At 40.9% G+C, this 24,730-nt stretch carries 28 protein-coding genes and 1 pseudogene; 1 reads left to right on the forward strand and 28 read right to left on the reverse strand.

What is annotated here, in order from left to right:
* Positions 1-120: 120 nt before the first annotated feature.
* Positions 121-981, forward strand: a complete 861-nt coding sequence (locus tag HBHAL_RS11045) for a YitT family protein (RefSeq protein ID WP_014643500.1) — start codon at positions 121-123, stop codon at positions 979-981.
* A 60-nt stretch (positions 982-1,041) separates the two neighbouring features.
* On the opposite strand, the gene HBHAL_RS11050 is transcribed toward HBHAL_RS11045, so the two are convergent.
* The 28 genes and pseudogenes from HBHAL_RS11050 to HBHAL_RS11190 all read right to left on the reverse strand — a co-directional run bounded on the left by HBHAL_RS11050 (position 1,042) and on the right by HBHAL_RS11190 (position 24,729).
* Entirely contained in the window at positions 1,042-1,716 is a 675-nt protein-coding gene (locus HBHAL_RS11050; protein ID WP_041601656.1) for a zinc metallopeptidase, read from the reverse strand.
* A 71-nt stretch (positions 1,717-1,787) separates the two neighbouring features.
* Positions 1,788-2,498: a sporulation protein YpjB gene (locus HBHAL_RS11055; RefSeq protein WP_014643502.1), complete on the reverse strand. Its 711-nt coding sequence runs from the start codon at positions 2,496-2,498 to the stop codon at positions 1,788-1,790.
* A gap of 38 nt (positions 2,499-2,536) precedes the next feature.
* Positions 2,537-3,139 (reverse strand): lipoprotein heptaprenylglyceryl N-acetyltransferase LhaT, encoded by a 603-nt coding sequence (gene lhaT / locus HBHAL_RS11060; RefSeq protein ID WP_014643503.1) that lies wholly within the window; start codon positions 3,137-3,139, stop codon positions 2,537-2,539.
* Positions 3,140-3,412: 273 nt separating this feature from the next.
* Positions 3,413-4,168, reverse strand: a pseudogene (locus tag HBHAL_RS11065) (c-type cytochrome); the annotation flags it as partial.
* Positions 4,169-4,196: 28 nt separating this feature from the next.
* Positions 4,197-4,871: a menaquinol-cytochrome c reductase cytochrome b subunit gene (qcrB, locus tag HBHAL_RS11070; RefSeq protein WP_014643505.1), complete on the reverse strand. Its 675-nt coding sequence runs from the start codon at positions 4,869-4,871 to the stop codon at positions 4,197-4,199.
* 2 nt (positions 4,872-4,873) lie between these two features.
* Entirely contained in the window at positions 4,874-5,383 is a 510-nt protein-coding gene (locus HBHAL_RS11075; protein WP_014643506.1) for a QcrA and Rieske domain-containing protein, read from the reverse strand.
* Positions 5,384-5,513: 130 nt separating this feature from the next.
* Positions 5,514-5,969: a YpiF family protein gene (locus tag HBHAL_RS11080; RefSeq protein ID WP_014643507.1), complete on the reverse strand. Its 456-nt coding sequence runs from the start codon at positions 5,967-5,969 to the stop codon at positions 5,514-5,516.
* A gap of 95 nt (positions 5,970-6,064) precedes the next feature.
* On the reverse strand, positions 6,065-6,625 hold the full coding sequence (locus HBHAL_RS11085) for a ReoY family proteolytic degradation factor (RefSeq protein ID WP_014643508.1): 561 nt from the start codon (positions 6,623-6,625) through the stop codon (positions 6,065-6,067).
* A gap of 30 nt (positions 6,626-6,655) precedes the next feature.
* Complete coding sequence (locus tag HBHAL_RS11090; RefSeq protein WP_014643509.1) at positions 6,656-7,912, reverse strand: tetratricopeptide repeat protein; 1,257 nt, start codon at positions 7,910-7,912, stop codon at positions 6,656-6,658.
* An 18-nt stretch (positions 7,913-7,930) separates the two neighbouring features.
* Positions 7,931-8,803: a hypothetical protein gene (locus tag HBHAL_RS11095; protein WP_014643510.1), complete on the reverse strand. Its 873-nt coding sequence runs from the start codon at positions 8,801-8,803 to the stop codon at positions 7,931-7,933.
* Between the two features lie 65 nt (positions 8,804-8,868).
* Positions 8,869-10,158, reverse strand: a complete 1,290-nt coding sequence (gene aroA / locus HBHAL_RS11100) for a 3-phosphoshikimate 1-carboxyvinyltransferase (protein ID WP_014643511.1) — start codon at positions 10,156-10,158, stop codon at positions 8,869-8,871.
* A gap of 12 nt (positions 10,159-10,170) precedes the next feature.
* Positions 10,171-11,271, reverse strand: a complete 1,101-nt coding sequence (locus HBHAL_RS11105; RefSeq protein WP_014643512.1) for a prephenate dehydrogenase — start codon at positions 11,269-11,271, stop codon at positions 10,171-10,173.
* Positions 11,272-12,366 (reverse strand): histidinol-phosphate transaminase, encoded by a 1,095-nt coding sequence (gene hisC / locus HBHAL_RS11110; RefSeq protein WP_014643513.1) that lies wholly within the window; start codon positions 12,364-12,366, stop codon positions 11,272-11,274.
* Between the two features lie 15 nt (positions 12,367-12,381).
* A complete protein-coding gene (aroH, locus tag HBHAL_RS11115) occupies positions 12,382-12,744 on the reverse strand; it encodes a chorismate mutase (protein WP_014643514.1) in 363 nt (120 codons plus the stop codon).
* Positions 12,741-13,820 (reverse strand): 3-dehydroquinate synthase, encoded by a 1,080-nt coding sequence (gene aroB, locus HBHAL_RS11120; RefSeq protein WP_014643515.1) that lies wholly within the window; start codon positions 13,818-13,820, stop codon positions 12,741-12,743. The genes aroH and aroB overlap by 4 nt, the downstream gene beginning before the upstream one ends.
* Positions 13,821-14,987, reverse strand: coding sequence for a chorismate synthase (aroC, locus tag HBHAL_RS11125; RefSeq protein ID WP_014643516.1), 1,167 nt, complete (start codon positions 14,985-14,987; stop codon positions 13,821-13,823).
* Between the two features lie 372 nt (positions 14,988-15,359).
* Positions 15,360-16,148: a CheR family methyltransferase gene (locus HBHAL_RS11130; RefSeq protein ID WP_014643517.1), complete on the reverse strand. Its 789-nt coding sequence runs from the start codon at positions 16,146-16,148 to the stop codon at positions 15,360-15,362.
* A gap of 138 nt (positions 16,149-16,286) precedes the next feature.
* The gene (gene ndk / locus HBHAL_RS11135; RefSeq protein ID WP_014643518.1) at positions 16,287-16,733 is read right to left on the reverse strand and encodes a nucleoside-diphosphate kinase; all 447 of its coding nucleotides are present in this window, start codon (positions 16,731-16,733) and stop codon (positions 16,287-16,289) included.
* A 92-nt stretch (positions 16,734-16,825) separates the two neighbouring features.
* Positions 16,826-17,797 (reverse strand): heptaprenyl diphosphate synthase component II, encoded by a 972-nt coding sequence (gene hepT / locus HBHAL_RS11140; RefSeq protein ID WP_014643519.1) that lies wholly within the window; start codon positions 17,795-17,797, stop codon positions 16,826-16,828.
* A 16-nt stretch (positions 17,798-17,813) separates the two neighbouring features.
* A complete protein-coding gene (locus HBHAL_RS11145; RefSeq protein WP_014643520.1) occupies positions 17,814-18,521 on the reverse strand; it encodes a demethylmenaquinone methyltransferase in 708 nt (235 codons plus the stop codon).
* 2 nt (positions 18,522-18,523) lie between these two features.
* The gene (locus HBHAL_RS11150) at positions 18,524-19,327 is read right to left on the reverse strand and encodes a heptaprenyl diphosphate synthase component 1 (RefSeq protein WP_014643521.1); all 804 of its coding nucleotides are present in this window, start codon (positions 19,325-19,327) and stop codon (positions 18,524-18,526) included.
* A gap of 94 nt (positions 19,328-19,421) precedes the next feature.
* A complete protein-coding gene (mtrB, locus tag HBHAL_RS11155; RefSeq protein WP_014643522.1) occupies positions 19,422-19,649 on the reverse strand; it encodes a trp RNA-binding attenuation protein MtrB in 228 nt (75 codons plus the stop codon).
* A 144-nt stretch (positions 19,650-19,793) separates the two neighbouring features.
* Complete coding sequence (locus tag HBHAL_RS11160; RefSeq protein ID WP_014643523.1) at positions 19,794-20,066, reverse strand: HU family DNA-binding protein; 273 nt, start codon at positions 20,064-20,066, stop codon at positions 19,794-19,796.
* 359 nt (positions 20,067-20,425) lie between these two features.
* Positions 20,426-21,904: a stage IV sporulation protein A gene (spoIVA, locus tag HBHAL_RS11165; RefSeq protein WP_014643524.1), complete on the reverse strand. Its 1,479-nt coding sequence runs from the start codon at positions 21,902-21,904 to the stop codon at positions 20,426-20,428.
* 245 nt (positions 21,905-22,149) lie between these two features.
* A complete protein-coding gene (locus HBHAL_RS11175) occupies positions 22,150-22,878 on the reverse strand; it encodes a hypothetical protein (RefSeq protein ID WP_014643525.1) in 729 nt (242 codons plus the stop codon).
* Between the two features lie 18 nt (positions 22,879-22,896).
* Positions 22,897-23,094, reverse strand: a complete 198-nt coding sequence (locus HBHAL_RS11180) for a DUF2768 domain-containing protein (RefSeq protein ID WP_014643526.1) — start codon at positions 23,092-23,094, stop codon at positions 22,897-22,899.
* Between the two features lie 272 nt (positions 23,095-23,366).
* Positions 23,367-23,627, reverse strand: a complete 261-nt coding sequence (locus HBHAL_RS11185; RefSeq protein ID WP_014643528.1) for a stage VI sporulation protein F — start codon at positions 23,625-23,627, stop codon at positions 23,367-23,369.
* Between the two features lie 61 nt (positions 23,628-23,688).
* Positions 23,689-24,729: an NAD(P)H-dependent glycerol-3-phosphate dehydrogenase gene (locus HBHAL_RS11190; RefSeq protein WP_014643529.1), complete on the reverse strand. Its 1,041-nt coding sequence runs from the start codon at positions 24,727-24,729 to the stop codon at positions 23,689-23,691.
* Position 24,730 lies beyond the last annotated feature (1 nt).

Genomic DNA, 24,730 nt, shown 5'->3' on the forward strand with positions numbered 1-24,730 from the left:
AAAGGGGGCGATTTGACAAATTTTTTAACTAAAAACTTAGAATTGCCTGTTCATTGAGAAAACTCTATAATGAGAAACGTATGACATTTATGGAGGTGAGCAGGTATTAAAATCTTCGGATTGCGTCTTAAAAACATTTTATTCATTTTAATTGGTTCTGCTATTTTTTCATTTGGTCTTGTTCATTTTAACATTCAAAATGAACTCGGTGAGGGAGGATTCACAGGGATAACTTTATTGCTATTATACTTATTTAAATGGGATCCAGCCCTTATGAATATCATTCTCAATATCCCAGTTTTAATCATAGGCTGGAAGATACTCGGGCGTAATACATTCCTATATTCATTAATCGGAATCCTTGCTGTATCCTTATTTATTAGAGTTTCACAAATATATATGATTGAATTTAATTTATCATCTGACCTCACGTTAGCTTCTTTATTTGCAGGTGTGTTTATTGGAGTCGGATTAGGTATTATCTTTCGGTACGGCGGAACGACTGGAGGCGTGGATATTATCGCTCGCCTCATCAATAAATACTTAGGCTGGAGTATGGGGCGAGCCATGTTCTTATTTGATGCAGTCGTTATTTTTGTCTCCATTGTTACTTATTTAAACCCGATTAAAGGTATGTACACACTCGTAGCCGTGTTTATCGGCGCTAAGGTTATCGATTTTATTCAAGAAGGAGCCTACGCCGCACGTGGTACTACCATTATCTCTGGTAAAAGTGATGAAATTTCCAGAAAAGTTATGCAGGAAATGGATCGCGGTATTACTATACTCGAAGGACGTGGATCTTTCTCCGGTGAAAGAAGAGACGTTCTTTACTGCGTAATTGGCAAGAACGAAATTGTACGCTTAAAAACCATTATTGATCACATAGACCCCCATGCCTTTGTAGCCGTTAGTCACGTTCACGACGTAATGGGCGAAGGTTTCACGCTAGATGAAAACAAAAACCCGATCAGGGACTAAATTGTAAACACCAAATAAAAAATGCCCCGCTTCCATTGAGAGGCGGGGCATAACTTTATATTATTCTTCTCCCATTCCGAAAAACATGAAAATGAAGCGAAGCAGTTCAGCTAGAGCTACAAGCGCACCAGCTACATAAGTCATAGCCGCAGCATTCAATACCTTCTTCGTCGGACGTTCTTCCTCATTTCTAATAACTCCCGTAGACACCAACTGAGTCATTGCTCGATTAGAAGCATCAAACTCAACGGGCAGAGTCACCAGCTGGAAAAGCACAGCAAAGGCAAAGAAGACAATTCCGGCAAAAATTAAGCCGGTCATTTGAAGAAGAGCTCCGCCAATAATTAAGAAAATAGAGATATTTGACCCGAAGCTCGCAACTGGTACAAGCGCACTTCGGAAACGTAAAAACGCATAGTCCTGAGCATCTTGAATCGCATGGCCTACCTCGTGAGCGGCAACAGCAGCTCCGGCAGCCGAACGCCCATGGAAATTATCCGTAGATAAGCGTACAACTTTAGAGCGAGGATCGTAATGATCAGATAACTGCCCTCTGACTTCTTCAACAGCTACATTAAACAGACCATTATCATCCAATATTTTTCTAGCTACTTCTGCTCCTGACATGGATGAGGAGATAGCTACTTTTGAATACTTTTTGTAGGTGCTCTTTACTTTTGACTGAGCCCATATCGGGATAATCAAAATCAGTGCGAAGTAAAGAATAAAACTCATCATGGTTCATTCCTCCGTCTTGGATGTAAATAAAGTTCTTAGGTCAATTTTAGTCAAACCAGCTGAAAAAATCAACTATTTTCTCTCTTGATTGACCCTTCCACAGTGGCAACGGCTTGATATTTCCTAAAAGCTACATAAGCAAGCGTTATTAGTATTGTACCTCCAATAAGTAGTACCGTCCATAATAATGCTTCCATACTTAAAGCAGGAACAGCTTCAGGCAGCTGATTCAATTCAACTGCAAGGGTTTCACGGATTTGGTCGGAATCTCCCTCTGCAAATTGTGAAAGTTGTTCAGCAATAGGAATTAACTGATCATAAGAATAATACGTCAGAAGGCTTGGAACAACCTTCTCCCATTCGCTTTGAAGCTCTCCCCCTGTTAAGTAAGGATTGTCACCCAGACTATTTTTATAGTTAAAGACGAGTGTATTTATATTCTCCACATGGTTGTTAGCGCTTACCGTTTCTATAAAAATGAGCAATTGACCAATCTCAACTGAATTAGTTTTTGGCAGGTCAACCATCAATGATTGAAGCAATTCTTTCCCTATCTCTTCTTTTTGTGGAGATAGGCTCTCCATATAGTTTTCCAATTCAGCCCTTCGGTTATTCAACGCTTTACCAGCTAATTCATATTTTCCATCCTGTATAAGAAGCTTGTACTGCAAGAAAAAGGCTGACCAATCTTCTGAATGTCCAGATAGGTAAAGGTGCTTATTCATCGGTGTGAGTGTGAAAATAACGGAACATAGTAAGACCAAAATCGCCCGTCCCATTCCACTTCTCCCCTCTCTTAAAAAGTCTTATAGAGAGTCTATGAAGTATGGGCAGAATTTAGACCGCTTGAGTTCCTCTGTGAAACTAGATAAGCTACCCCTATGCATCCAAGGCTTAACCAAAACGTAAAATATCCGATCTGATCCATATACTTCATGATCGCAGGGTATACAGGCATTTGTTCAAAAACGTAGTCAATAACATCATTATGCAGTGTCCATATGGCTGCAACAAGGACATGTCTCATTCGTATAGAATAAAACGGAGCATATAATAGACCCTGGAAGGCCATGGCAGCGTGAGACACGATAAGCATATAACCTGTCCAGGGGAGAGAGCCGAATTCAACCAAAGTCAATCCGTTCATAACAACAGCCCATAGTCCATACTTGAGAAGCGTTATAAGAGCCAGTGCCTCAATGTACGGCACATTTCTATTGAAGATATAAAACCCTAAGAAAATTGTAAAAAACAGGCTGGCTGTAGGGCTGTCTGGGACAAATATTAAAAACTTAGGTTCTGTAACAGCTAACTGACTACCATACCAAATATATCCATAGATCGTTCCGAGAAGATTTACGATAAATAGTAAGATTAAAAACCCACGATTCTTGAGTATGTAGGAGACTAAATCTTTCAACCTTGGTTCCCCCTATATAAATTAAGCCGCGCTCCTTGAGCGCGGCTATCATTTCAAAACTTATTCGCTTGAGCCTGATCCTTCACCTTCAGAAGAGCCTTCTCCTGAACCTTCACCAGATCCTTCGCCTTCAGAAGAGCCTTCTCCTGAACCTTCACCGGATCCTTCGCCTTCAGAAGAGCCTTCTCCTGAACCTTCACCGGATCCTTCGCCTTCAGAAGAACCTTCTCCTGAACCTTCACCAGATCCTTCGCCTCCGCCAGAGCCGGCGTTAGCGATGAATTCAGCTAATACTTGCAATTCTTCATCTGAACCTCCGAAGACTCCTGCCGGCATCTGCCCGACTCCATTTACAGCAATATCTTTAATCTGGTCTACAGATAACTGAGTGTCCATTAAAGATGGATAATTCCCTTGCCCTTGTAAAGAGTCACCATGACAGCTTAAACAGTTCGCTTCATATAAAGCGTAGCCTTCGCCTGACTTATCGATCTCTGATTCTACAGCTTCTACGTTAACTCCGTATTTTTCAGAGCGGGTTTCATAGTCAGCGTGTTGAACCGATTCAAATGTCAGCCAGAAAGTTGCAATAAATCCAAGGAGCATTAATCCAACAGCTATTGGACGTTTATGTGGACGGCGTTCAGGACCTCTGTCAAGGAACGGCGCCAGTAATAATGCTCCAAAAGCCAATCCTGGCATAACAATTGCACCCAGTACAATAAATTCTCCACCCGCAAATTCATATTTCAAGAATTGGTATAAAAATAAGAAATACCAGTCAGGCAATGGAATATAACCTGCGTTGGTTGGATCTGCCTGTTGCTCTAAAGGTGACGGGTGAGCAGCAGTCAGAATAAGGAAACCGATTAGAAATACGGAACCTACGAGCCATTCCTTAAGAAGGAAGTTCGGCCAAAACGCTTCGGTACGGCCTGGATACTCTGAGTAGTCTTTTGGTAAATTGGCTTTTGATTCGGCGGTAACTCGTGAGTCACCGACGAACTTCATCCCTTTTCCCCTATGCACAGCTTTCCCTCCTTTTTTAACTTACATTTTATAGTGGACCGGAAATTCCTTGTTTACGGATTAAGATAAAGTGAAAGGCCATTAATCCGAACAATGCGGCCGGCAAGAAGAAAACGTGGATCGCAAAGAAACGGGTAAGGGTTTGGGCCCCAACGATCGATGGATCACCCGCAAGCAGCGTTCGTATCGCATCTCCTATAAATGGTGTTGCAGCAGCAATTTCAAGACCTACCTGGGTAGCAAAATATGCTTTGTTATCCCATGGAAGCAGGTATCCTGTAAAACCAAGACCAAGCATAACGAAGAACAATAGAACTCCAATTACCCAGTTTAGTTCGCGCGGTTTCTTATAAGCGCCTTGGAAGAACACCCGTAACGTATGTAAGAATAACATTACGATAACAAGACTCGCTCCCCAGTGGTGCATGCCACGGACGATTTGACCGTATGCTACCTCTCTTTGTAAATAATAAACGGATTTCCAAGCATTCTCAATATCTGGCACATAATACATGGTCAGGAACATCCCTGACAAGATTTGAATGACTGTAATGAAAAAAGTCAGTCCGCCAAAACAATAAACAAAAGCTGAGAAATGATGGGCTGGGTTAACGTGCTCCGGAACTTCGTGGTCGGCGATATCACGCCACAAAGGGGTAATATCAACACGCTCGTCCACCCAATCATAAAGTCTTTGCAGCATTGTTAACTCCCCCCTCCTCTAGATTGTGCGTCTCCAAGGTAAAGCATGCCTTCTTCCACTTTGTGCTCAAAAACTGGAAGCGGAGCTGTTGGAGGTGTTCCCGGAACATTCACTCCATCCTTGGTGTAACGTCCACCGTGACATGGACAGTAGAATTGATTAGGATAGTCTTCCTGTGAAGCCCAGTCCACAGTACAGCCTAAATGGGTGCAGATAGGAGAAAGTGCCACAATCTCATCATTTTCATTTCTGTATACCCAGGCTGTTTTCTGTACTTCCGATTCATACCAAGCATCTACCTGGTCAATGGTCCACTCCACTCTTGTGGGCTCATTTGTAATCTCATCAACAGATGCAACGGAATGCATATCTCCGCCTTCTTTGGTTTGCAATACTGGATCAATTGCGAACCGAACCATTGGTGCAAGCATTCCGGCTGCCATGAATCCTCCTACACCAGTCAGTGTGTAGTTCAAAAATTGACGACGGGATACTCGTTTTTTATCGCTCATTCTTTTCCCCCCTCTATGCTGTCATCCATATGACATGGATATTTTACACACAGTTTACTAGGACATTACCATGATAGCGCAATCTCAAGGCGCGGTCAATAAATTATCAAGGCTTGTCGTAACTTTTCTATTACCAGTATGCCTGGATTAGTTCACTGATTTGTCCCGCTTGTTCTTTTACAAACGATTGCGTTTCTGTAGATTGGATATTCCCACTTTGGATAGCTGGAACCCACAACAATTTCCCTGTGAGTTCATCCTCGTGTTTTTTCCATTTAGCATCAAAAGTGAGAAGAAACACATGTTTAAAAGGCTGTTTTCTAAACTGACTGATCCAGCTGTTCAATCGTGATACTTCTGTCTCTGCCGTTCCGCTTATGTAATAATATTCTGGAGCTAAAAATATACGTCCTCTATACTCTTTTTCAATCAGATTGGTAAAAATCTGATTGATTTCCCTTTGAAACGCTTGTTTCCCCATCATTTGATCAGAAGCTGGGTCAAAAGGAATCATTGGAATTAACAAAGTATCAATATATTCTTTCTCAGGTAAGTATTGTTTAATATCTTTTTCTGTCCATCGCACGGGTCATCATCTCCTGCCTTTCTTCTCTCTATTGTACTAGATTGTCGAAAAAATAAAAGTCAGGAGCGATAAAAAATGCTCCTGACTAGTGCATATTATAAGAAGGTATTTAAATCCTGTTTCAGACTGCTTAATTCATTACACAATTCTTTAAATTTATTTCTTTCACCATCAATTAAAGCAGCATCAATTTTCCCTTCCAACTCTTTCTGTCTGTGTTTAAGAAGACTTAATGAGAGCAAGCGTTCCGCTTCGTTTTTATCGCGCTCATTCAAATAATAATCTTTAGGAAGGTAAGGGTTTTCCTCTAATACAAGAGCGTATTTCGAACTTTGCTGAGCATTATCGAAATTCATTTGAATATAGACGGGTTCATCTTGATTCATTCTCAAATCGTGGAACGACTTCTCTGCATCATTCGTCATGACTTGCCCTTTATAAAATCGAAATGGGGGATCGGATACACCTTGAGCACTTATCTCCATACCTCTAGGACAGAACTTCACTTCCTGGACAAAATGAACACTGGAAAGTAAGGATTCATGATTCATCAAATAATTAAGGATCCATACACTTTCACGTTTCTTTAATTGATAATGATTTAGAAACCACCGGACGAAGTCTTTTTTTTCATCAACAGATATAGGTGTTTGCATATGCGCCCCTCCCGCGCCTCATTATTCAAATCATTCTTGCTCCATAAGCCTCGCCAAAAAGTCTTCAATTTCAGTATCCGCGGGGTCAATTGCTAAATATTCTCTAAATACTTCCTGTCCTTCCTTCATACGGCCTTCTTCAATCAGGAAGTATCCATAGGCTTTTAAGAATGCTGTATCCTCTTTTAATGAAGGGTAAGCCTGCTTATATTGCTCATAAGCTTCATCAAACTGTTCCTCTTCTTCATAAGCCTGGGCAAGTTCCCAAAGATAATTGGGATCTTCCTCTCCAAGAGAGATCAACTGATTAATAAGTTCAATAATGGCTTCATAGTCCGCGTCTTCTTTAAAGTTCTCTATTAGGAATAAAACCGCTTCCTTATAGCCTGGATCCAGTGCTACAGCTTCTCTCATAAGCCTGTAACCCTCATCTTTGTTTCCTTGTTTGTGAGTTAACGTACCGGCCAGATGATAGAGTTCTTTATTAAATTCATCTTTTGCCAGACCTTTCTTAGCCATATCCAGTGCTTCCTGAGGCATACCTTCTGAATCATAAGCCTGGGCCAGGTGAGGATAAACCGAATGAAAATAAGGATCTTTATCGATCAATTGTTCCCAAACCTTAATGGCTATATCATTACGATTTGCCTGAAAAGCAACAAAACCATAGCGGAACATTACATCTGGATTCTCTTCTTCCACGTTTTGGTAGTACTCAAGTGATTGTTCAAATTCACCATTGGCTGCATACGCTTCTGCTAAACGCGTAGCTACTTCAATATCTCCCATAACCGGCTGGTGGTGCATAGCGTTCTCGTAATACGGAACACATTTTGAATATTCCCCATTTGAAAAAGCCAGTTCGCCTAAAGCAAAGTCGATAATGGCTGAATTAGGTTCTACTTGCTTAGCAGTTAATAACTTCTGCTCAGCTACTTCGTATAACCCTTGAGCCTGGTATAAATCAGCTAATTGAACGAGTACTTGCAAATAATCTTCATCTTCAGGACCGAATTGATTCAATAGCTCTATCGCTTCATCATCTTCCCCTAAATCGATATGAATTTCTGCCATCATCACTTTTAATTCCTGCTCTTTTGGATAGCGTTGAATCAGTTCCTGAAGAACCATTTTCGCTTCATCCATCATTCCCCACTGAATGTAGAGTTCTGCAATGGTAAAGCGCTCTTCTTCATCCGCATGTGGTAAATATTGTGTTAGAGTTTCTATTGCATCTTCCGTCTTATGGGCTTCCATTTGACGAATTGCTTTTTGTATTTCCTCCATGATGACATCCTTTCTCTGTTAAACAAAATGCTTGTGAAGTTTCACTTGAATATGAGTGCCTGGTTTACGGTCAACCAAGGTTTGATTGACTTGTTTAACCTGCCCGTTCATAATCGTTACATTTGGAACAGGGTTATGATAAATGAATTTCTCCTGTTCATCAATCAAAGAATGTTGAGTCTTCCAAAACAAATTATAATCAGCCTGCCCACCTGATGTTAAACGACCGCGACTAGGAAAAATCCCACTATCCTTTAGATTTTGAAACGAAACTATTTCATCATCCTGTAACTCTGATAACTTAATGATACCATACTGCTTACTAAGTGAAGACCATAATTCTGAATAGTTGTTCGACGTATTTTCAGAATCTTTGACACGGATAGTCAGCGGAATTCTCTTGTACGCCTGAGCCTGGACCAGCCATTCCCATGATACATTTTTCAAGTCATTGATCAAATCCACTTCAATACATAAAAAGGGGCATCCTTTTCTAGCAAAAAATCGGACCATCTCAGCTTTTATAAGCTTAGCGTTTATGACTGGAACCACCATATAGTTTACTGGAATTCCGGATAATTTATTTAAATATTCGTCATAAAGCTGACGATAGTGGCGTATGCTAGTCACTAGGTGTTGAATAAGAAGTAGTGAACACCCTCTTTTTATGTAATTACCAGCTGTTTCTACCGGAGTAGAACTAAAGGAAATTGGCTCAAAGTTATCAAGCATTACATACCCAGGTGTTACAAAGAAACCATCCGTATTCATCTGAACATAAGATTTGCTACCTGAATGATTACGAACAAACTTCTCTCCATAAACTAGTCGCTCCTCTACCTCTCCTCCGCCCTCTTTCTCTAGATAAGCACTAAACCAATAAGCTCCCATACGATTCAAACCTCCATCAGGCTTTTTATATCGTATGAGAGCTTACTGAAAACTATGAAAACTATTTAATTAGTCAGTTGGTTTAAATGGTCAAAAAAGGTCGGGTAAGAGATATTAATACATTCTTTGTCCTCAATCGTAACCGGGGCATCACAAACGAGGGATGCGATCGCTCCCATCATACCGATTCTATGGTCTCCAAATGAATCGACTTTTCCGCCCTTTAGAGGAGTCGGCCCATGGATAATCATACCATCTTCCTGCGGTTCTACATGAGCCCCGAGTGCTCTTAAATTATTCACAACTGCTGCAATTCGATCGGTTTCTTTAAACCTTAATTCACGGGCATCTTTTATAATAGTAGTCCCTTCTGCCTGCGTAGCTGCCAGGGCAACAATTGGAATTTCATCAATTAAATTCGGAATCATTTCTCCTTCAATTCTGACACCTTTCAGAGCAGAAGACTTAATTTGAATATCACCGACGGGTTCATCGCCTACATAAGAATGTATGTTAGCGTCCACAGAAGCGCCCATGTGTTCCATCACCTGAATAATTCCATCTCTAGTAGAATTAAGACCAACGTCTTTTATTGTGATCGAGCTGTTTGAGCTTATGGCAGCGGCAACAATGAAAAATGCTGCAGAAGAGATGTCTCCAGGAACTCTAAAATTAGAGGCTGTCGGCTGCTGCCCTCCCTGGATAGTAATCTTAGAACCTTCTACATCGATATTAATTCCAAATTGAGACATCAGCATCTCTGTATGATTTCTGGTTACTCCAAGCTCCACCACCGTTGTTTCTCCTTCAGCAAGCATCCCGGCTAGAAGAAGAGCTGATTTCACTTGTGCGCTCCTTACTTGTAAATGATGCGTAGTGCCTTTTAATTTAGTGCCCTCAAATGCCAGAGGCAGCACAGAAGCATTCTTACGCCCGGAAATACTTGCACCCATCTCACGCAAAGGATGGACTACGCGATCCATAGGACGCTTAGATAAGGACGGGTCTCCGTATGCTGAAGTAAATAGCGGAAGGCCAGCTAAAACTCCGCTCATCAAGCGGGCTGTAGTGCCGGAGTTTCCAAAATTTATTGGTAATTCAGCTTCCTTCAAATGTGGAATCCCTTTCCCATATACAGTCAACTCGTTCCCTGACTGCTCTATTTGAACACCAAGCTGTCTAAAAGCTTCCACCGTTCGCATGCAATCTTCACCTGTCAAGAAGTTTGTAATTTGGGAGACGCCTTGGCCCAAAGACGCAAATATTACTGCCCGGTGGGAAATAGATTTGTCGCCGGGGACAGTAAGACTACCTCTCAAATTATTTTGCGGAGGACGTAACTCTATGGCTGACATATTAAACACCCCTTACTGTTGTACCATCACTTCATATTGATGGGCTTCAAGCACTTTTTTACTCTTCCATTGTTCGTCACTCTCAGCGAAACTAATTCTCAGTACACCTGTGATCCCTTCGCGAATTTCCAGGATCTGAATATTTTTAATACTAATTTCCTCATCGGCTAATAATCCTATTACATGATAGATAGCTCCAGGCTGGTCATGAATATCCACATAAATATCATAAAAAGCAGGGATTGCGCCCCTGTCTCTTACAGGCAGCCCATCACGGTAATGCTTAGCATCTAAAAGATACTTATAAGTCCGTTCACTCTCTTCATTTTGTAAAAAATCTTTTACCTTGCCCATTTCCTTCATCCAATCATCCAGCATGGAAATTAGCAAATTTCGATTCTGGAAGAAAATATCCTGCCAAAGTTTAGGGTTACTCGAAGCAATCCTGGTAATATCTTTAAATCCTCCGGCAGCTAGCTGTTCAATATAAGGATGAGTTTCCTGCCATTGTTTTGCCTGGTGGACCAGTGAAGAAGCAATTAGATGAGGAAAATGAGATATTACCGCTGTCATCTCATCATGCTCTTTTGTGGAAAAGGTTAAGAACCTTGCCTCCGTTTCAGAGAACAAGTCTTTCAGCCTTTCTGCCTCATGAACAGATGCGTGAAGCGAAGGCGTAAGCACATAGATAGCATTCTCAAACAAATGAGGCTTAGCAGCGGTGTATCCCTGTTTATGGGATCCTGCCATTGGGTGTCCGCCCACAAAAGAGACTTTAGAATGACTTAAGTTATTTGCCGCTTCCAGTACATTGTTTTTTACAGAAGATACATCCGTTACCAGAAGGGATTTAGAAAGCTCAATAGATTCTAATTGTTTTAAATATTGAATGGTTATAGAAATAGGAGTAGCCAGTACACACACATCCGCTTGTTTCACGGCGTCACTAAAATCATGTGAAGTACTATGAATAACTCCCTGCTTTCTCGCCATACTTATGGTTTCAGGATCCTGATCGATGCCAATAACATGGACGTTTTCTTTTTTTGAAACGTTCATTGCAAGAGAGCCGCCAATCAGTCCTAAGCCCACGATTAATACTGTCTGCTTCATTTACTTTACTCCTGATGCTAGTTTCTGTTTCATTTCTTCCTGGATGACAGCCATATCTTCTGAACGGCCAATTGTCAGACGGATTGTATTAGGTAGTCCCAATGCTTCTCCAGAACGCACAATAAATCCTTTTGCGAGCAGATGCTGGAACATTTCGTCACCGCTGAACGGAAGATGGATAAGCAGAAAATTGGCTTGTGAATCATAGTAGGATAAGCCATTTTCATCACAAAAATTCATGAGAGCATTTTTATTTTTTTTATTCTCTTCAAGCGACATCTGAAGAAATTGCTGGTCATCTAACGCTAAGATGGCAGCGGCCTGTGACACAGTCGTCGTATTAAAAGGTTCACGAGAAGGTTCCAGCATGCGAATCACATCGGGATGACCTACACCATATCCGATTCGCAGCCCGGCCAAGCCATAAGCTTTTGAAAATGTGCGCAGGACAACAAGGTTCGGATAGTTATCTAATGCACCTAAAGAATCAAAATAGTCATCTGTTTCCATATACTCATAATAAGCTTCATCTAATACTACTAGAACATGGTCTGGGCAGGTATCCATGACCCATTTAAGCTTTTCACGCTCAATATGTACCCCTGTAGGATTATTAGGCGTACAAATCCATAACACCCTCGTTTGGTCATCGATCTGCCTTAGCATTTCCTCCAGGTCGTGATGACCATCTACTAAGGGGACCTCTCTCACTTCAGCACCTTCTATTAAAGCGTTGTGCCGATACTGTGGAAACGTAGGGGCAGCCATAATCGTATTAGCTCCCGGCTCTAAAAACGTACGGCAAATAATTTGTACAACTTCATCAGAACCATTCCCAAAAATAAGCTGATTATCATTCACATTAATAAATTCAGCTACTTTGCTACGCACTGCCGCTGCATACCCATCAGGATAAATCTCTAAATTAGCAATCAACTCAGGGAGTTCCTGTTTCACCTTAGGAGAAAACCCAAATGGGTTTTCGTTAGAAGCTAGCTTAACAATTCGTTCAAGCCCGTATTCTTTTTTTACTTCCTCTATTCCTTTTCCTGGTTTGTAGGGTTTCATATCTCTTAAAATGTCTTTAGCTTTCATACAGGAACGCTCCTCTCAACTCTTTAAATCCGGTCGAAGCTGTTTAGCTTCATAATGATAAATATGCTTAATATGATGCTGTGCTGCATCTGTTTCAGCCGTTACCATTACTCGGATACACTTAGGTAAACTCCCGGGAACCGGAATTTCTCTCATACACATAACAGGGACATAAGTCCATCCTTTTATTTGCCTCAGGGATTTGGCTGGAAAGCCATCGTTCAGGTCCTCTGTAACTGTAAAATAAACGGATACAACTTGTTCTGGCTGGATTTGATTCTGACGAATAAGATCGTTCATTAGTTCTACAGATTTGTCTATGATCTCTTCTGATCTATTTACTGACACTGTAGTAGCCCCTCTGATACCTCGGATCATGTGGCACTCACCTCTTTAATAAATAGATTCAAGTCTGTTTGTATTTCCTGATCGCTTAATCCAACGACGCATGGAGCGCCGATCTGATTCAACAGGACATAATTAATTTTTTGATGAACGGTTTTTTTGTCCCATTTCATCCGTTTAAGTAAGGTATCTACGTCCAGGTTCTTAAGGATTTCAACAGGATAATGATTGGACTTCAGCCACTCGGCATAGCGGTCCACTGGCAGGGATGACTCCAGTTTCCTTTGGCTAACACGTAAAGCAAACCATAATCCAATGCCAACAGCCTCACCATGAGTGATTTTGCCGTAACCAAGCTCAGCTTCTATCGCATGTGCCAGAGTGTGGCCGAGATTTAAATACCTTCGTATTCCTTTTTCACGCTCATCACTCTCTACAATTCCAGCCTTGACCTTAATTCCTTTCATAAGGTCATCTTTTATTTGTTCACTCGAAAGATTACCTACCGAAACTTGAAACAGATCATTACACCATTCAGGGCTGCTCAGGAAGGCGTGCTTAATGACTTCTCCATACCCAGAGCGGATCTCTTCTGCCGGAAGTGTAAGCAATGTTCCGGTATCATAAATAACCTTTACAGGATTATAAAAGCTCCCTATAAGGTTTTTGCCTTTCTGGTGGTTGATCGCAACTTTTCCTCCCACACTGCTGTCATGCGCTAAGATCGTCGTAGGCATTTGGATGAAATCAATCCCTCTTAAATAAGTAGAAGCCACAAACCCGGCAAGATCTCCAACCATCCCTCCACCTAAAGCCAGGATTAAGGAGCGGCGATCAAGCTGTGCTTCTACACAGGCATCCAATAATCGTTCATACTGTTTCATACTTTTAGATGATTCTCCAGCTGGAACGATAGTAATGTGAGGATCAAACTCATTTCCTAGCCCACTGATTACGTCATCCAGGTAGATATTAGAAACTTTGTCATCTGTTATGATCAGTATTTTCTGATAATCACTGGATATATAATTTAGCAATTCGTGGCGAATTCCTTCTTCTATTATGACCTCGTAATCATGGGAGTTTGCATGAATAGTCAAAGAGCTCATTTAAAACTCCCTGACTTCCTTACGATAATCATCAACGGCCCGTTTTAATCTTGGAAAGTAGTCAGACGGAAATTCTTCGGTAATAGCTTTAGCCAATTCGAAAGCTACAATATGCTCCATAACAACAGAGGCTGCAGGAACAGCACAAGAATCCGAACGTTCAATACTTGCGTTAAATGGCTCTTTCGTATCGATGTCTACACTTTGAAGCGGTTTGTAAAGAGTAGGGATAGGCTTCATGACCCCTTTGACCACAATTGGCATACCAGTGGTCATACCTCCTTCAAACCCGCCTAGACGGTTCGTACGTCTGTAATAGCCACGTTCTTCACTCCAGAGAATTTCATCATGAACATCACTGCCGTTCCGACGGGCAGCTTCAAAGCCAATTCCGAATTCTACACCTTTAAATGCGTTTATGCTCATAACACTTCCGGCAATTCTAGCATCCAGCTTACGGTCATACTGAACATAAGACCCAAGTCCAGGAGGCATACCTTCTACATAAACTTCGGCGACCCCACCGATGGTGTCTCCATCCTTTTTAGCGTCATCAATAGCTGTTTTCATTTTTTCAGCTGCGTTTTCATCAAAAGTACGTACAGGTGAATTCTCAGATATTTCTCGACGTTCCTTTAACGTCAGACTTTCATCTACATCACTTACGATGCCGGCAATTTCTCTGACGTATCCAGCAACTTCAATCCCAAGTTCACTTAGCAATACTTTTGCCACGGCGCCTGCGCCAACTCTGGCAGCTGTCTCCCTCGCAGAAGAACGCTCCAGAACATTTCGCATATCACGATGGCCATACTTCATGCCCCCATTTAAGTCAGCGTGTCCCGGTCTTGGTTTCGTTACTTTTCTACGTATTTTCGCATCTTCAGGAAGCGGATCCTCTCCCATGATATCGGTCCAGTGTTTAAAATCGTCGTTGTGGACAACCAAAGTTATAGGTGAACCCATTGTATAACCATGTCGCACCCCGCTGGTAATATCTACTAAGTCTTTTTCAATCTGCATTCTTTTTCCACGGCCATATCCACCTTGCCGTCTTATTAAAGATTCATTTATCTGTTCGCTTAGCAAAGGTAAATGGGAAGGTACCCCTTCTATAATTGTTGTCAACTGCTTACCATGAGATTCACCTGCTGTTAAATAACGCATGGATAACATCCCTCCTGATCGTATAGTGAACTGAGTTAATCTCAGCAATAAATTTTACGTACTACTATATCATACGCATAAACGTTTGTGTCGCAAAATTGTTCGAATTTTTATAAAAAGCCATTGAAAACGCTTACTCAATTTCAAATTCCATTTTTTTATAGGCTCCGTTAAACTTCCGTATTGATTTTAAGGTTAAGCTTCCATTACATGAAGACTCGAATTAAAGATAGTTGGGCCCGTTTCTAAAATGGGGACAAGATTTGGCGGGGAAATAACTCGCTTTTCTGGAGCCTTTTTCTCCACCCAATATCTCGAAATCGAGTCCTCTACTATAATGCCCTATTGCGTAATAAGGCTCCTATGAAAAATTTACATTAAACTTTTACACATCCTTTTATAAAAAAAGGCGTCAAAGACTGCTAGTTGATATCTTTGTGGCGAAAAAATCTGCTCGGCGCTACCCACAAAAAATATTCCTCCACCTTCAAGGGAACGACTGAAATTCTCATAAATATAATGCTTAGCTGCCTCAGTAAAATAGATTAACACATTCCTGCAAACAATAAGATCACAGGAAGGTATGAAAGGATCCGCCAACAAATTGTGTTTTTTAAAGGTCACACAGTTTCTTATATCATCGTTGACTTTATATGAACTCCCTGTCTTTACAAAATATTTTCTTTTTATTTCTTCAGGTACTTCATTCAGCGATCTTTCAGGATAAACCCCTTGTCTAGCTTTTTCCAGAGCCTGGCCGTCCAGATCTGTAGCCATGATCTCGATGTTTTGCAAAGGGAGGAAGTGATTAATAATCATAGCTAGAGTATAAGGCTCTTCTCCCGTAGAACATGCTGCACTCCAAACTTTTAAGTGATTCTTATTTTGCAGAAGATAAGGAAGAACCTTCTTTTCTAAAATTTCAAACCGCTTTCGATTACGGTAAAATTGTGAAACGTTTATAGTCATCCTGTCTAATAGCTCTTCCAATAAGTGAGGTTGGGAATGAAAGGAAGAATAGTAATTTAAAAAAGTCGAATATCCCCGTTTATCCCGCAGCGATGTCAATCTTCGTTTCATTTGGGCTTCTTTGTAAAGGGAGAGATCAATACCTGTTTCTGTATGTAAAAGTTGGATGAATTCTCGGTAATCCTCATTCATAACCTGGGCTCCTTATCCTAACTGATCTATTCTCTATTAGAGTAGCTGAACCATTCTGGTATGTAAACGATAATCGACCGTAATTTCTCACACTAAAAAAACCGCCTGGCTGCAGGCGGTTTTTAAAAGGATTTATGCTCAGTAAACCCAGTTTAAGTTATCTTTTTGATAATTTAAAATTTCATCAGAGTTGAAGAACAGCTCGAGTTCTCTTTTAGCACTATCAGCTGAATCGGATCCGTGAATGACGTTTTTGCCTACTGTTACCCCGAAGTCGCCGCGTATCGTTCCTGGTGCTGCATCGGAAGGTTTAGTGGCCCCCATCATCTGACGAGCCCCGGCAATTACACTCTCCCCTTCCCATACCATAGCAAATACAGGGCCGGAAGTGATAAATTCTACCAGTTCATTAAAGAAAGGTTTGTCTTTATGTTCGCCATAATGTTCCTCGGCCAACGAATTTGAAATAACCATGAGTTTAGCTCCTGCTAATTTATACCCTTTTTTTTCAAATCTGGAAGTAATCTCACCAATTAAATTACGTTGAACTCCATCAGGCTTAACCATTAAAAAAGTCTTTTCCATGTCATCCACCTCAGTTTATGTATAGTGTGTGAAAGCGCTTTTAATAAGTGCCAAAGCAAATTCTATCAAAGTTTGGAAGGGATGGCAATACATTATGCCCTTCTTTTTCCAATGTATTTAGCAATCCCTTTTAAAGTCTGTTTAGCACGGTTTGGAGGAAGCTTATCCAATGATTCGTAAGCTTTTTTTAAATACCGGTCACTTAACTGCAGAGCCCGGGGGATAGAATCATTAGATTTAATTCGCTCGAGCAACGGTTCAATATCTTCTGGAGTTAATGGATCTTTTCTGTTAAACAACTCTTCCAGACGCTTCCTATAATCGCTTTCTTCCATTGAATATAGAACAGGCAATGTAATATTCCCCTGAAGGAGATCACTCCCGGCTGGTTTGCCAAGTTCTTCTTCAGAAGATGTAAAATCAAGAACATCGTCGATGATCTGATAAGACATCCCTACATAATACCCGTATTGATATAAGGCTTTTTCTTCACGGGGGGTAACGTTGGCTGCAATAGCCCCTAAACGGCAGCTAGCCGCAATCAGCAGAGCCGTTTTTCTTTTAATTCTACGAAGATATGTACGCAAATTCTGATCCACATTGTATTTATCCCTGATTTGCTCAATTTCACCCAAACAAAGTTCAACCATGGTGTTGGCTAAAATCTGATGCGCCCGAGGATTTTCGAGAGCAGATAGGTTTTCAAGAGAGCGCGCAAAAATATAATCGCCTGTGTACATAGCGATTCGGTTATCCCAGCGTGACTTTATAGTGGGCTCTCCTCTTCGGAGCTCTGATTCGTCAATTACATCGTCATGAACGAGAGAAGCAGTATGTATAAGTTCTAAAGACACAGCTACAGCCTTCATACGTTCAATATCATAATCGCCGAATTTCCCGGCTAACAGAACAAATACTGGTCTTATACGCTTTCCACCAGCCTGCAGCAGTTGGCTCGAAGCTTCGCGTAGCACCGGGTTATCTGACTGTATGGTCTCATTTACAGCGGTTTCTATAGAAGACAGATCGTTTTTCAGAAATGAGTAAATCATGGCTAATTTCATTGTGCTTCATCCTTAATTATTGCTTTTCACCCATATGCATGGCCGCAACGCCACCCGTATAGGATTTGACTATTACGTTCTTAAAACCGATATCCTCAAACAGCTCTTTTAATTCGTTTTTCCCCGGGAAATCTTTAGCCGATTCATGGAGCCAGCTGTATTCCTGATAGCTTTTAGCGAAAAGCTTTCCAAATAAAGGCATTATATTTCTAAAATAGAAATAATAAATAGATTTAAAAACAGGGTTTTCCGGCTGGGAGGTTTCCAGGCAGACAACCTTTCCACCAGGCTTTACCACCCGTAGCATTTCTGATAGAACCTGCCTATAATCCGGAACGTTTCTTAAACCGAATCCAATCGTTACGTAATCAAATTGATCATCCTCAAAAGGCAATTCCATCGCGTTGCCATGCTCAAATTCCACTTGCTTCATTTTTAACGCCATTTTCTTTTTAATGGCCACGGAAAGCATATTTACACTAAAGTCCAGCCCTACTACTTTTCCGGTTGGACCGACCTCTTTCGCTAAAGTCATTGTCCAATCTCCTGTCCCGCAACACAGATCAAGTGTCCGGTCTCCTTTGCTTACATTCATTCGTTTCATCACATCTCTTCGCCATAAACGATGCTGTTGAAAAGAAATAATGGAATTCATCTGATCGTATCGATTATATATTTGTTCAAATACATGATGAACACGTTCTTCTTTAGTTTGTGAGCCCATATTTAACCTTCTTCCGCAATCTGTCTCTGATTGAATTGATGATGAATAGCAGAGTGAACATGGCTTTTGAGCCAGTTAAAATGAATCGGCAGCTGAGATACCGTTGCTTCCAGTCGATGCACGTGACTCTGGAGCATTTGCTCAATATTTACGATTACTTGTCCACTATTCCCCAGAATACCTGGCCGCTTAACTAATACATCGATGAGTGGAGAAAACTTACCTTCCTGATAACTTTTCTTCTCTTCAAGTAGTTTCTTTGCCAGAAGCCATTCTCCTGCTATATCATTGATTGTTGTCCTTTGAACATAAGAAGCCACTCTTTGAATGAGTAACGATTCTATTTTCTTCAGACCGTTCAGGAACTCTTGAAATGACTCTACGTCTTTATAGTAGAGCTCCATCTTCAATTCGTTTATTTCTTTAATAGCACCTGCAAGCGTTTGAATCATGGGTATATCCTCAAGTTGAGACAATAAATAATAATAGAGTCCACTGTAATAGTCCCCTGCTAAAACAGTTAACTGTCGGTTCCTGATGGTTTCCTGGTCATCATCATCTTCTGTAAGTGTTACAAGATCATGGGTGTCCAAAGCTATTTGAACCAGCATAGTGGTGATAATATACTGTTCTTTCTTTACAGAAGAAAGACTGGTATGATCCATGATCGAAGATAAAATTACCAGTTTATCCTCATCCACAGCAGGTTCCGGTATGAAACGCGCCAAAAAAGGATGGCGAACTTTCGATTCAATTTTTTGTTTAAGTTGTTTGATGTAATGATCTGAGGAATTCAACTTGATCACCTGGTCCCTTCGTGAACACTAATAAACCATACCTATTATAGCACAATTCACCTTCAAACGCTTTTTATGTAGCTTCTCTATACTCAATAAGAGCCTATTCCTCTCCTTCATTTGTCATCTCACCGTGGCTTGTCTGGATGACGGCTTTGCCACGAACTTTAACGGCAGAAGTATGTTCAGTAAATTGGGCAATCATTACTTCACCCTGATCAAGTTTTTCAGAATGGTGGAATCTTGTATCTGTACCTCGCGTTAATCCTATAACATTTACACCGTCTTCTAAAGCTTTAATAACAAAAAAATCATTATTAGAAGTTGTCATTTGCAACAATCTCCTTTCTTTAATTACTACTATCTCTTACAAGTATTTTGATGTCAAAACATTCAATTCCTTTTAAACAATACGTCTATTAATAAGAAAAAAAGGGTGCACAATGCACCCTTTTCCAAAGCCCTATGTAGCTTTTTATTTTACCGCGTCTTTAAGGGCTTTTCCTGGTTTGAAAGCAGGAACTTTGCTAGCAGAGATTTCGATCTCTTCACCAGTTTGTGGATTACGACCTTTACGTGCCGCACGCTCACGAACCTCAAAGTTACCGAATCCAATAAGCTGAACTTTCTCACCATCTTTAAGTGAATCCATGATAGATTCGAATACAGAGTCGACAGCTTGTGTAGCATCTTTCTTAGAAAGATCTGTTTTTTCAGATACAGCGTTGATTAGATCTGTTTTGTTCATGACATTCACCTCCTCTCAAGAGGGTTAATCTCATTCAAGTGGAAAGAACCACTATAAATGTTGATGTAGCAGTCATCAAATGATGACAAGCCTTATACTAAACGAGTTTCCAACGAAATTCAATAGAGAATCCTTTAACAATCGCGTTACAAAGCGATTTATAGGAGTGAATTCCGCTTCAGTTCAAGAGTAGCTTACCATAAACCTTACGCAGGTGCAAGAAGCCTCAACTACTGATATGAAGGGGTTTTGCTCTATTTTAAACACTCCATACGAGTTATTACGACGCAGCAGCAGAAAATCCCTTTATTATATAAAAAAATTTGAACAAAAAAATTAAAACGGCCCACTGGGAGCCGTTATAGGATGATGGCTATCATGCCGCCGGAGCCTTCATTAATAATTCTCCCCAGCGTTTCTTGCAATTTATATCTGGCATTTTCCGGCATTAAAGCAAGTTTAGCCTGAATGCCTTCACGGACAATTGAACTTAACGAACGTCCGAATATATCTGAGTTCCAAATAGACAACGGGTCTTCTTCAAAATCCTGCATCAAATACCTTACAAGTTCCTCGCTTTGTTTCTCTGTACCTATAATTGGCGAGAACTCAGACTGTACATCGACTTTGACCATGTGAATGGAAGGGGCAACTGCTTTTAACCGAACGCCGAATCTTGAACCCTGGCGTATTATTTCAGGCTCTTCCAGAGACATATCCTCTAAAGATGGAGCTGCTATGCCATAGCCGGTTTGTTTCACCATCTGCAGAGCATCTGCTACTTGGTCATACTCTCTTTTGGCGATGGCGAAATCCTGCATAATTTCCAAAAGATGATCTTTGCCCCGTATTTCCTCGCCCACAATCTCTTTCAGCACGTGGTCATAAAGATGTTCAGGAGCCTGCAGATCAATTTCTGCCACCCCTTCTCCAAGGTCCATTCCAGAAATATGAGCCCCGGTAATATATTCATAGTGATCAAAGTTTCCTATGACAGTATCTACGTCACGAAGCCGTTTAATATCCTTCACTGTGTCTTCAATTGCATTTTGCAAATTGTTTCTTAACCAGTGCCTAGAATCAAGCACCATTACCCAGCTTGGCAGGTTTACATTGACCTCAAGGACAGGAAACTCAAACAATGCCTCTCTAAGCACACTCTGTACATCTTGCTCTCTCATACTTTCGACCGACAGGGCCAGAACCGGGATATCATATTTCTCTGAAAGTTCAGTTCTCAACCGCTCTGTACTATCAGCATGAGGTTGAGCTGAATTAACAATCATGATAAAAGGTTTACCAACTTCTCTCAGCTCATCGACTACTTTTTCTTCAGCTTCTACGTAATCGGCTCGTGCAATTTCTCCAATCGTCCCATCAGTCGTTACTACAATTCCAATGGTTGAATGCTCCTGGATAACTTTTTGAGTACCGATTTCTGCTGCTTCTTGAAAAGGAATGGCTTCTTCATACCATGGTGTATGAATCATACGCGGACCATGTTCGTCCTCATAACCAACAGCGCCTTTTACAGCATATCCGACGCAGTCCACCATACGGACACGTATGTCCAGATGGTCATCAATATTAATCGTAGCTGCATGGTTAGGAACAAATTTCGGTTCTGTAGTCATGATAGTTTTTCCAGCTGAGCTCTGCGGAAGCTCATCTAACGCACGTTCCCTTTCAGACTCCTCTTCCATGTTCGGTAAGACTACTAATTCCATAAACTTTTTTATAAATGTAGATTTACCAGTCCGTACAGCCCCCACTACTCCCAGATAAATATCACCATTTGTCCGTTTGGAAATATCATTAAAGATATCTACCTTTTCCAAAGGATCCCCTCCCAAATAAAATTTCACCATCATACAAGCCTAGACAATCTAATTCTATGACATCATCTAAGTGAAATATGCCAGAAATTAATAACTTCATAATATAATTAAATGAACCGTCTTCCTGTAAAACGTTCCGAACTAGCTCTTTAAAGCTTATGAGGCAGGGGGAAAGATCATTCTTCATCCTTTTAAACACGTTCAGCACACAAAAAGAACCGCTCCCATAACAGGGAACGGCTCTTTCAAGATGACTGATATTCGCTCATAAAGATGGGTTCACCCTCCAGTATGGTGTAGGGTTCAGAATAACCTGGTACAAACGGGGCATGATCCGTAAGTAAATAGCGGATATCTTCACCAGATTCATAGGAATGATCCTTATTGCTAAGATATTCATATAAGTCTTTTCGATAATCTATAAACAATTTTCCTTCTGAATTTAAATAAACGGGCAGCATTTGCTGAGAATAAGGACTATCAATCATAGGAGGTTCGTCCAGACCTATTTGTTCGTAATCAAGGGCGTAGACGCCTTTAGCAATTTGATCTCCAAATGGTGGATAACGATTATTATCCCTGAAGAATTTTACTTTTACCTGTAACGAGCGAAGGGTTTCGGTCGTTCTTAAATCGAGAACTTTTACTGTAGGGTTTTCCTCTGGATGAATGATAACATACTGATAATATCCTCCGTTCTCAAAGGCTGTACCAGGAGGTTCGCCAATTAGGTTTTGCTGCTTCAACTTTTCAAAATCCAACTGATATTTTTGAAAAATGGGTGTATCCTGAGGTTTAGTCTTAATGGGTAACAGACCATTGGTATTTTCCTGATAAGTATCTACCGCGTTTTGGATAGAGTCTAACTGTACCTGATTGGGTACCTGATTTTTCTGAAGCTCGTTGCTTGGATAAAGACAGCCCGTCAAAATTACAAGAAGAAATGGCACAGTCCATAGTTTTAGCATTTTCATGTTGAGCCCTCCATTTCCTTAAGCTGTCGGTCCACTAAATACGATGTAAAATATAATGAGACCTCCCAGAATCATAAACATATAGGCTAAAAAAGCCACAATCCCAGAAATCACGCCTTTTAATTTATATCGGCTTAAAAAAATTAACCCAATCGCCAGAAATAAGAATAAAATTCCAGCAAAAGAGATGTACATATTGAGCATTGACTCAGACATTATTGTCCCCCTTTGTACACAAATTGCTTTTGATATTATACCACACGCTTGCCATTAAGCGGAAATACCTACCTGTTTCGAGCCAAATTAACTATACTAACCCAGAACTTATGTAAGGTTCATTACATTTCCATTTTTTAAAGAAAAATAACCGGAGCAGCTATGCTCCGGCTTGACTAAATAATTCCCTATCCAGCTCATGTGTAATAATTGCTGCGTGTTATCATATGCATTTTTCCGAAGGGTCGCCTCCTCAGACGCCCACTCGTTAACTATCCTTTTAAAAACTTACCTAAAGTATTCATATCCAAAGGCATATCCTGTTTCGTGATAGCTTCAACAATCTTATCTTCTTTTTGCTTAGAAACCGGTTTGTTTGCTATTTTTGCCAATTGACGTACTAAACGCCGCACCGTTTTCTCATCTTTAAAATTAGCATTTTGAACAGAATTTGCCACGTTAAAAACATCTTCTGCGTCGATATTAGCTTTCTTTTTCAAATGATCAAAGATATTCTTTTGAAAATCACTCATAAACAATTGACCTCCTCGTGCGTTAGGTTCTGGATAGTATATGCACGAGGTTCTATATGTGTCAGTCATTCATTTGTTCATCAAGAATATTTGTGAGGTCCTCCATTTCATGACGGCGGATCCTGGTCATTAACTGATCCACCACGTCTCTTGCATGGGCTTTTTCGAATAAAATTCGGTAAATACCAGATGTTATAGGCATTTCTACATCCTGCGTCTGAGAGAGCTGGTAAGCCGCTTTCGTTGTTCGGACTCCTTCTACCACCATTCCCATCTCATCAAGCACCTCATCCAAATCATTTCCCTGTCCTAATTTATATCCGGCACGCCAATTACGGCTGTGGGAGCTGGTACAAGTAACAATTAAATCCCCCACGCCCGTAAGGCCTGAAAAAGTGAGGGGATTAGCTCCCATAGATGTTCCTAAACGTGCTATTTCAGCCAGCCCTCTTGTAATTAAAGCAGCTTTGGCATTATCACCATAACCTAAGCCGTCTGATATTCCAGCCCCCAAAGCTATAATGTTTTTCAGCGCGCCGCCCAGCTCCACACCAATGAGGTCAGGAGAAGTATAAACACGGAACTGGCGATTCATGAAAAGGTCCTGCACCTTTTCTGCCACCTCTAGATCCTTAGAGGAGATCGTAACCGTTGTCGGCTGCCGTAAGCTTACTTCTTCAGCGTGACTAGGTCCTGATAATACAACAATATCCTCATATAATTCTTCAGGGATCTCTTCATGGATGACTTCTGAAACTCGTTTAAAAGTCTCAGGTTCAATCCCTTTCGATGCATGGGTGATGGTTACTTTATGGTCGATGAGCTCTCTAAGGTTCTGACACACCTCACGCATAGCTTTTGTTGGTACAACAAGCAGGATGTGGTCGGCTCCACTCACGACCCGATCCAACTGATTATCAGCGACTATCCGTTCAGGTATGGTAACACCCTTTAAATACTTCTCATTTGCACGTGTTTCATTTATCTCATCTGCATGCTCTTTACGGTGAGCCCATAGGGCTACTTCATGACCATTATCTGCAAGGACAATGGCAAGAGCTGTTCCCCAGCTGCCTGCCCCTAAAACGGCTACTTTTCCCATG

The sequence above is a fragment of the Halobacillus halophilus DSM 2266 genome (assembly GCF_000284515.1).
Classification (GTDB): Bacteria; Bacillota; Bacilli; order Bacillales; family Halobacillaceae; genus Halobacillus; species Halobacillus halophilus.

Bases quoted from the DNA above. Each gene is read 5' to 3' on its own strand.
- HBHAL_RS11090 (WP_014643509.1), bottom strand. From the start codon at position 7,912: ATGGAGGAAATACAAAAAGCAATTCGTCAAATGGAAGCCCATAAGACG.
- HBHAL_RS11175 (WP_014643525.1), bottom strand. From the start codon at position 22,878: ATGAAAATGCTAAAACTATGGACTGTGCCATTTCTTCTTGTAATTTTG.
- HBHAL_RS11190 (WP_014643529.1), bottom strand. From the start codon at position 24,729: ATGGGAAAAGTAGCCGTTTTAGGGGCAGGCAGCTGGGGAACAGCTCTT.
- HBHAL_RS11145 (WP_014643520.1), bottom strand. From the start codon at position 18,521: ATGGGCTCACAAACTAAAGAAGAACGTGTTCATCATGTATTTGAACAA.
- aroH (WP_014643514.1), bottom strand. From the start codon at position 12,744: ATGATCCGAGGTATCAGAGGGGCTACTACAGTGTCAGTAAATAGATCA.
- HBHAL_RS11130 (WP_014643517.1), bottom strand. From the start codon at position 16,148: ATGAATGAGGATTACCGAGAATTCATCCAACTTTTACATACAGAAACA.
- ndk (WP_014643518.1), bottom strand. From the start codon at position 16,733: ATGGAAAAGACTTTTTTAATGGTTAAGCCTGATGGAGTTCAACGTAAT.
- aroB (WP_014643515.1), bottom strand. From the start codon at position 13,820: ATGAGCTCTTTGACTATTCATGCAAACTCCCATGATTACGAGGTCATA.
- hepT (WP_014643519.1), bottom strand. From the start codon at position 17,797: ATGAAATTAGCCATGATTTACTCATTTCTGAAAAACGATCTGTCTTCT.
- HBHAL_RS11180 (WP_014643526.1), bottom strand. From the start codon at position 23,094: ATGTCTGAGTCAATGCTCAATATGTACATCTCTTTTGCTGGAATTTTA.
- HBHAL_RS11095 (WP_014643510.1), bottom strand. From the start codon at position 8,803: ATGGGAGCTTATTGGTTTAGTGCTTATCTAGAGAAAGAGGGCGGAGGA.
- qcrB (WP_014643505.1), bottom strand. From the start codon at position 4,871: ATGCTGCAAAGACTTTATGATTGGGTGGACGAGCGTGTTGATATTACC.
- HBHAL_RS11105 (WP_014643512.1), bottom strand. From the start codon at position 11,271: ATGAAGCAGACAGTATTAATCGTGGGCTTAGGACTGATTGGCGGCTCT.
- HBHAL_RS11160 (WP_014643523.1), bottom strand. From the start codon at position 20,066: ATGAACAAAACAGATCTAATCAACGCTGTATCTGAAAAAACAGATCTT.
- HBHAL_RS11075 (WP_014643506.1), bottom strand. From the start codon at position 5,383: ATGAGCGATAAAAAACGAGTATCCCGTCGTCAATTTTTGAACTACACA.
- HBHAL_RS11185 (WP_014643528.1), bottom strand. From the start codon at position 23,627: ATGAGTGATTTTCAAAAGAATATCTTTGATCATTTGAAAAAGAAAGCT.
- HBHAL_RS11050 (WP_041601656.1), bottom strand. From the start codon at position 1,716: ATGAGTTTTATTCTTTACTTCGCACTGATTTTGATTATCCCGATATGG.
- HBHAL_RS11055 (WP_014643502.1), bottom strand. From the start codon at position 2,498: ATGGGACGGGCGATTTTGGTCTTACTATGTTCCGTTATTTTCACACTC.
- aroC (WP_014643516.1), bottom strand. From the start codon at position 14,987: ATGCGTTATTTAACAGCAGGTGAATCTCATGGTAAGCAGTTGACAACA.
- aroA (WP_014643511.1), bottom strand. From the start codon at position 10,158: ATGTCAGCCATAGAGTTACGTCCTCCGCAAAATAATTTGAGAGGTAGT.
- hisC (WP_014643513.1), bottom strand. From the start codon at position 12,366: ATGAAAGCTAAAGACATTTTAAGAGATATGAAACCCTACAAACCAGGA.
- mtrB (WP_014643522.1), bottom strand. From the start codon at position 19,649: ATGACAACTTCTAATAATGATTTTTTTGTTATTAAAGCTTTAGAAGAC.
- HBHAL_RS11085 (WP_014643508.1), bottom strand. From the start codon at position 6,625: ATGCAAACACCTATATCTGTTGATGAAAAAAAAGACTTCGTCCGGTGG.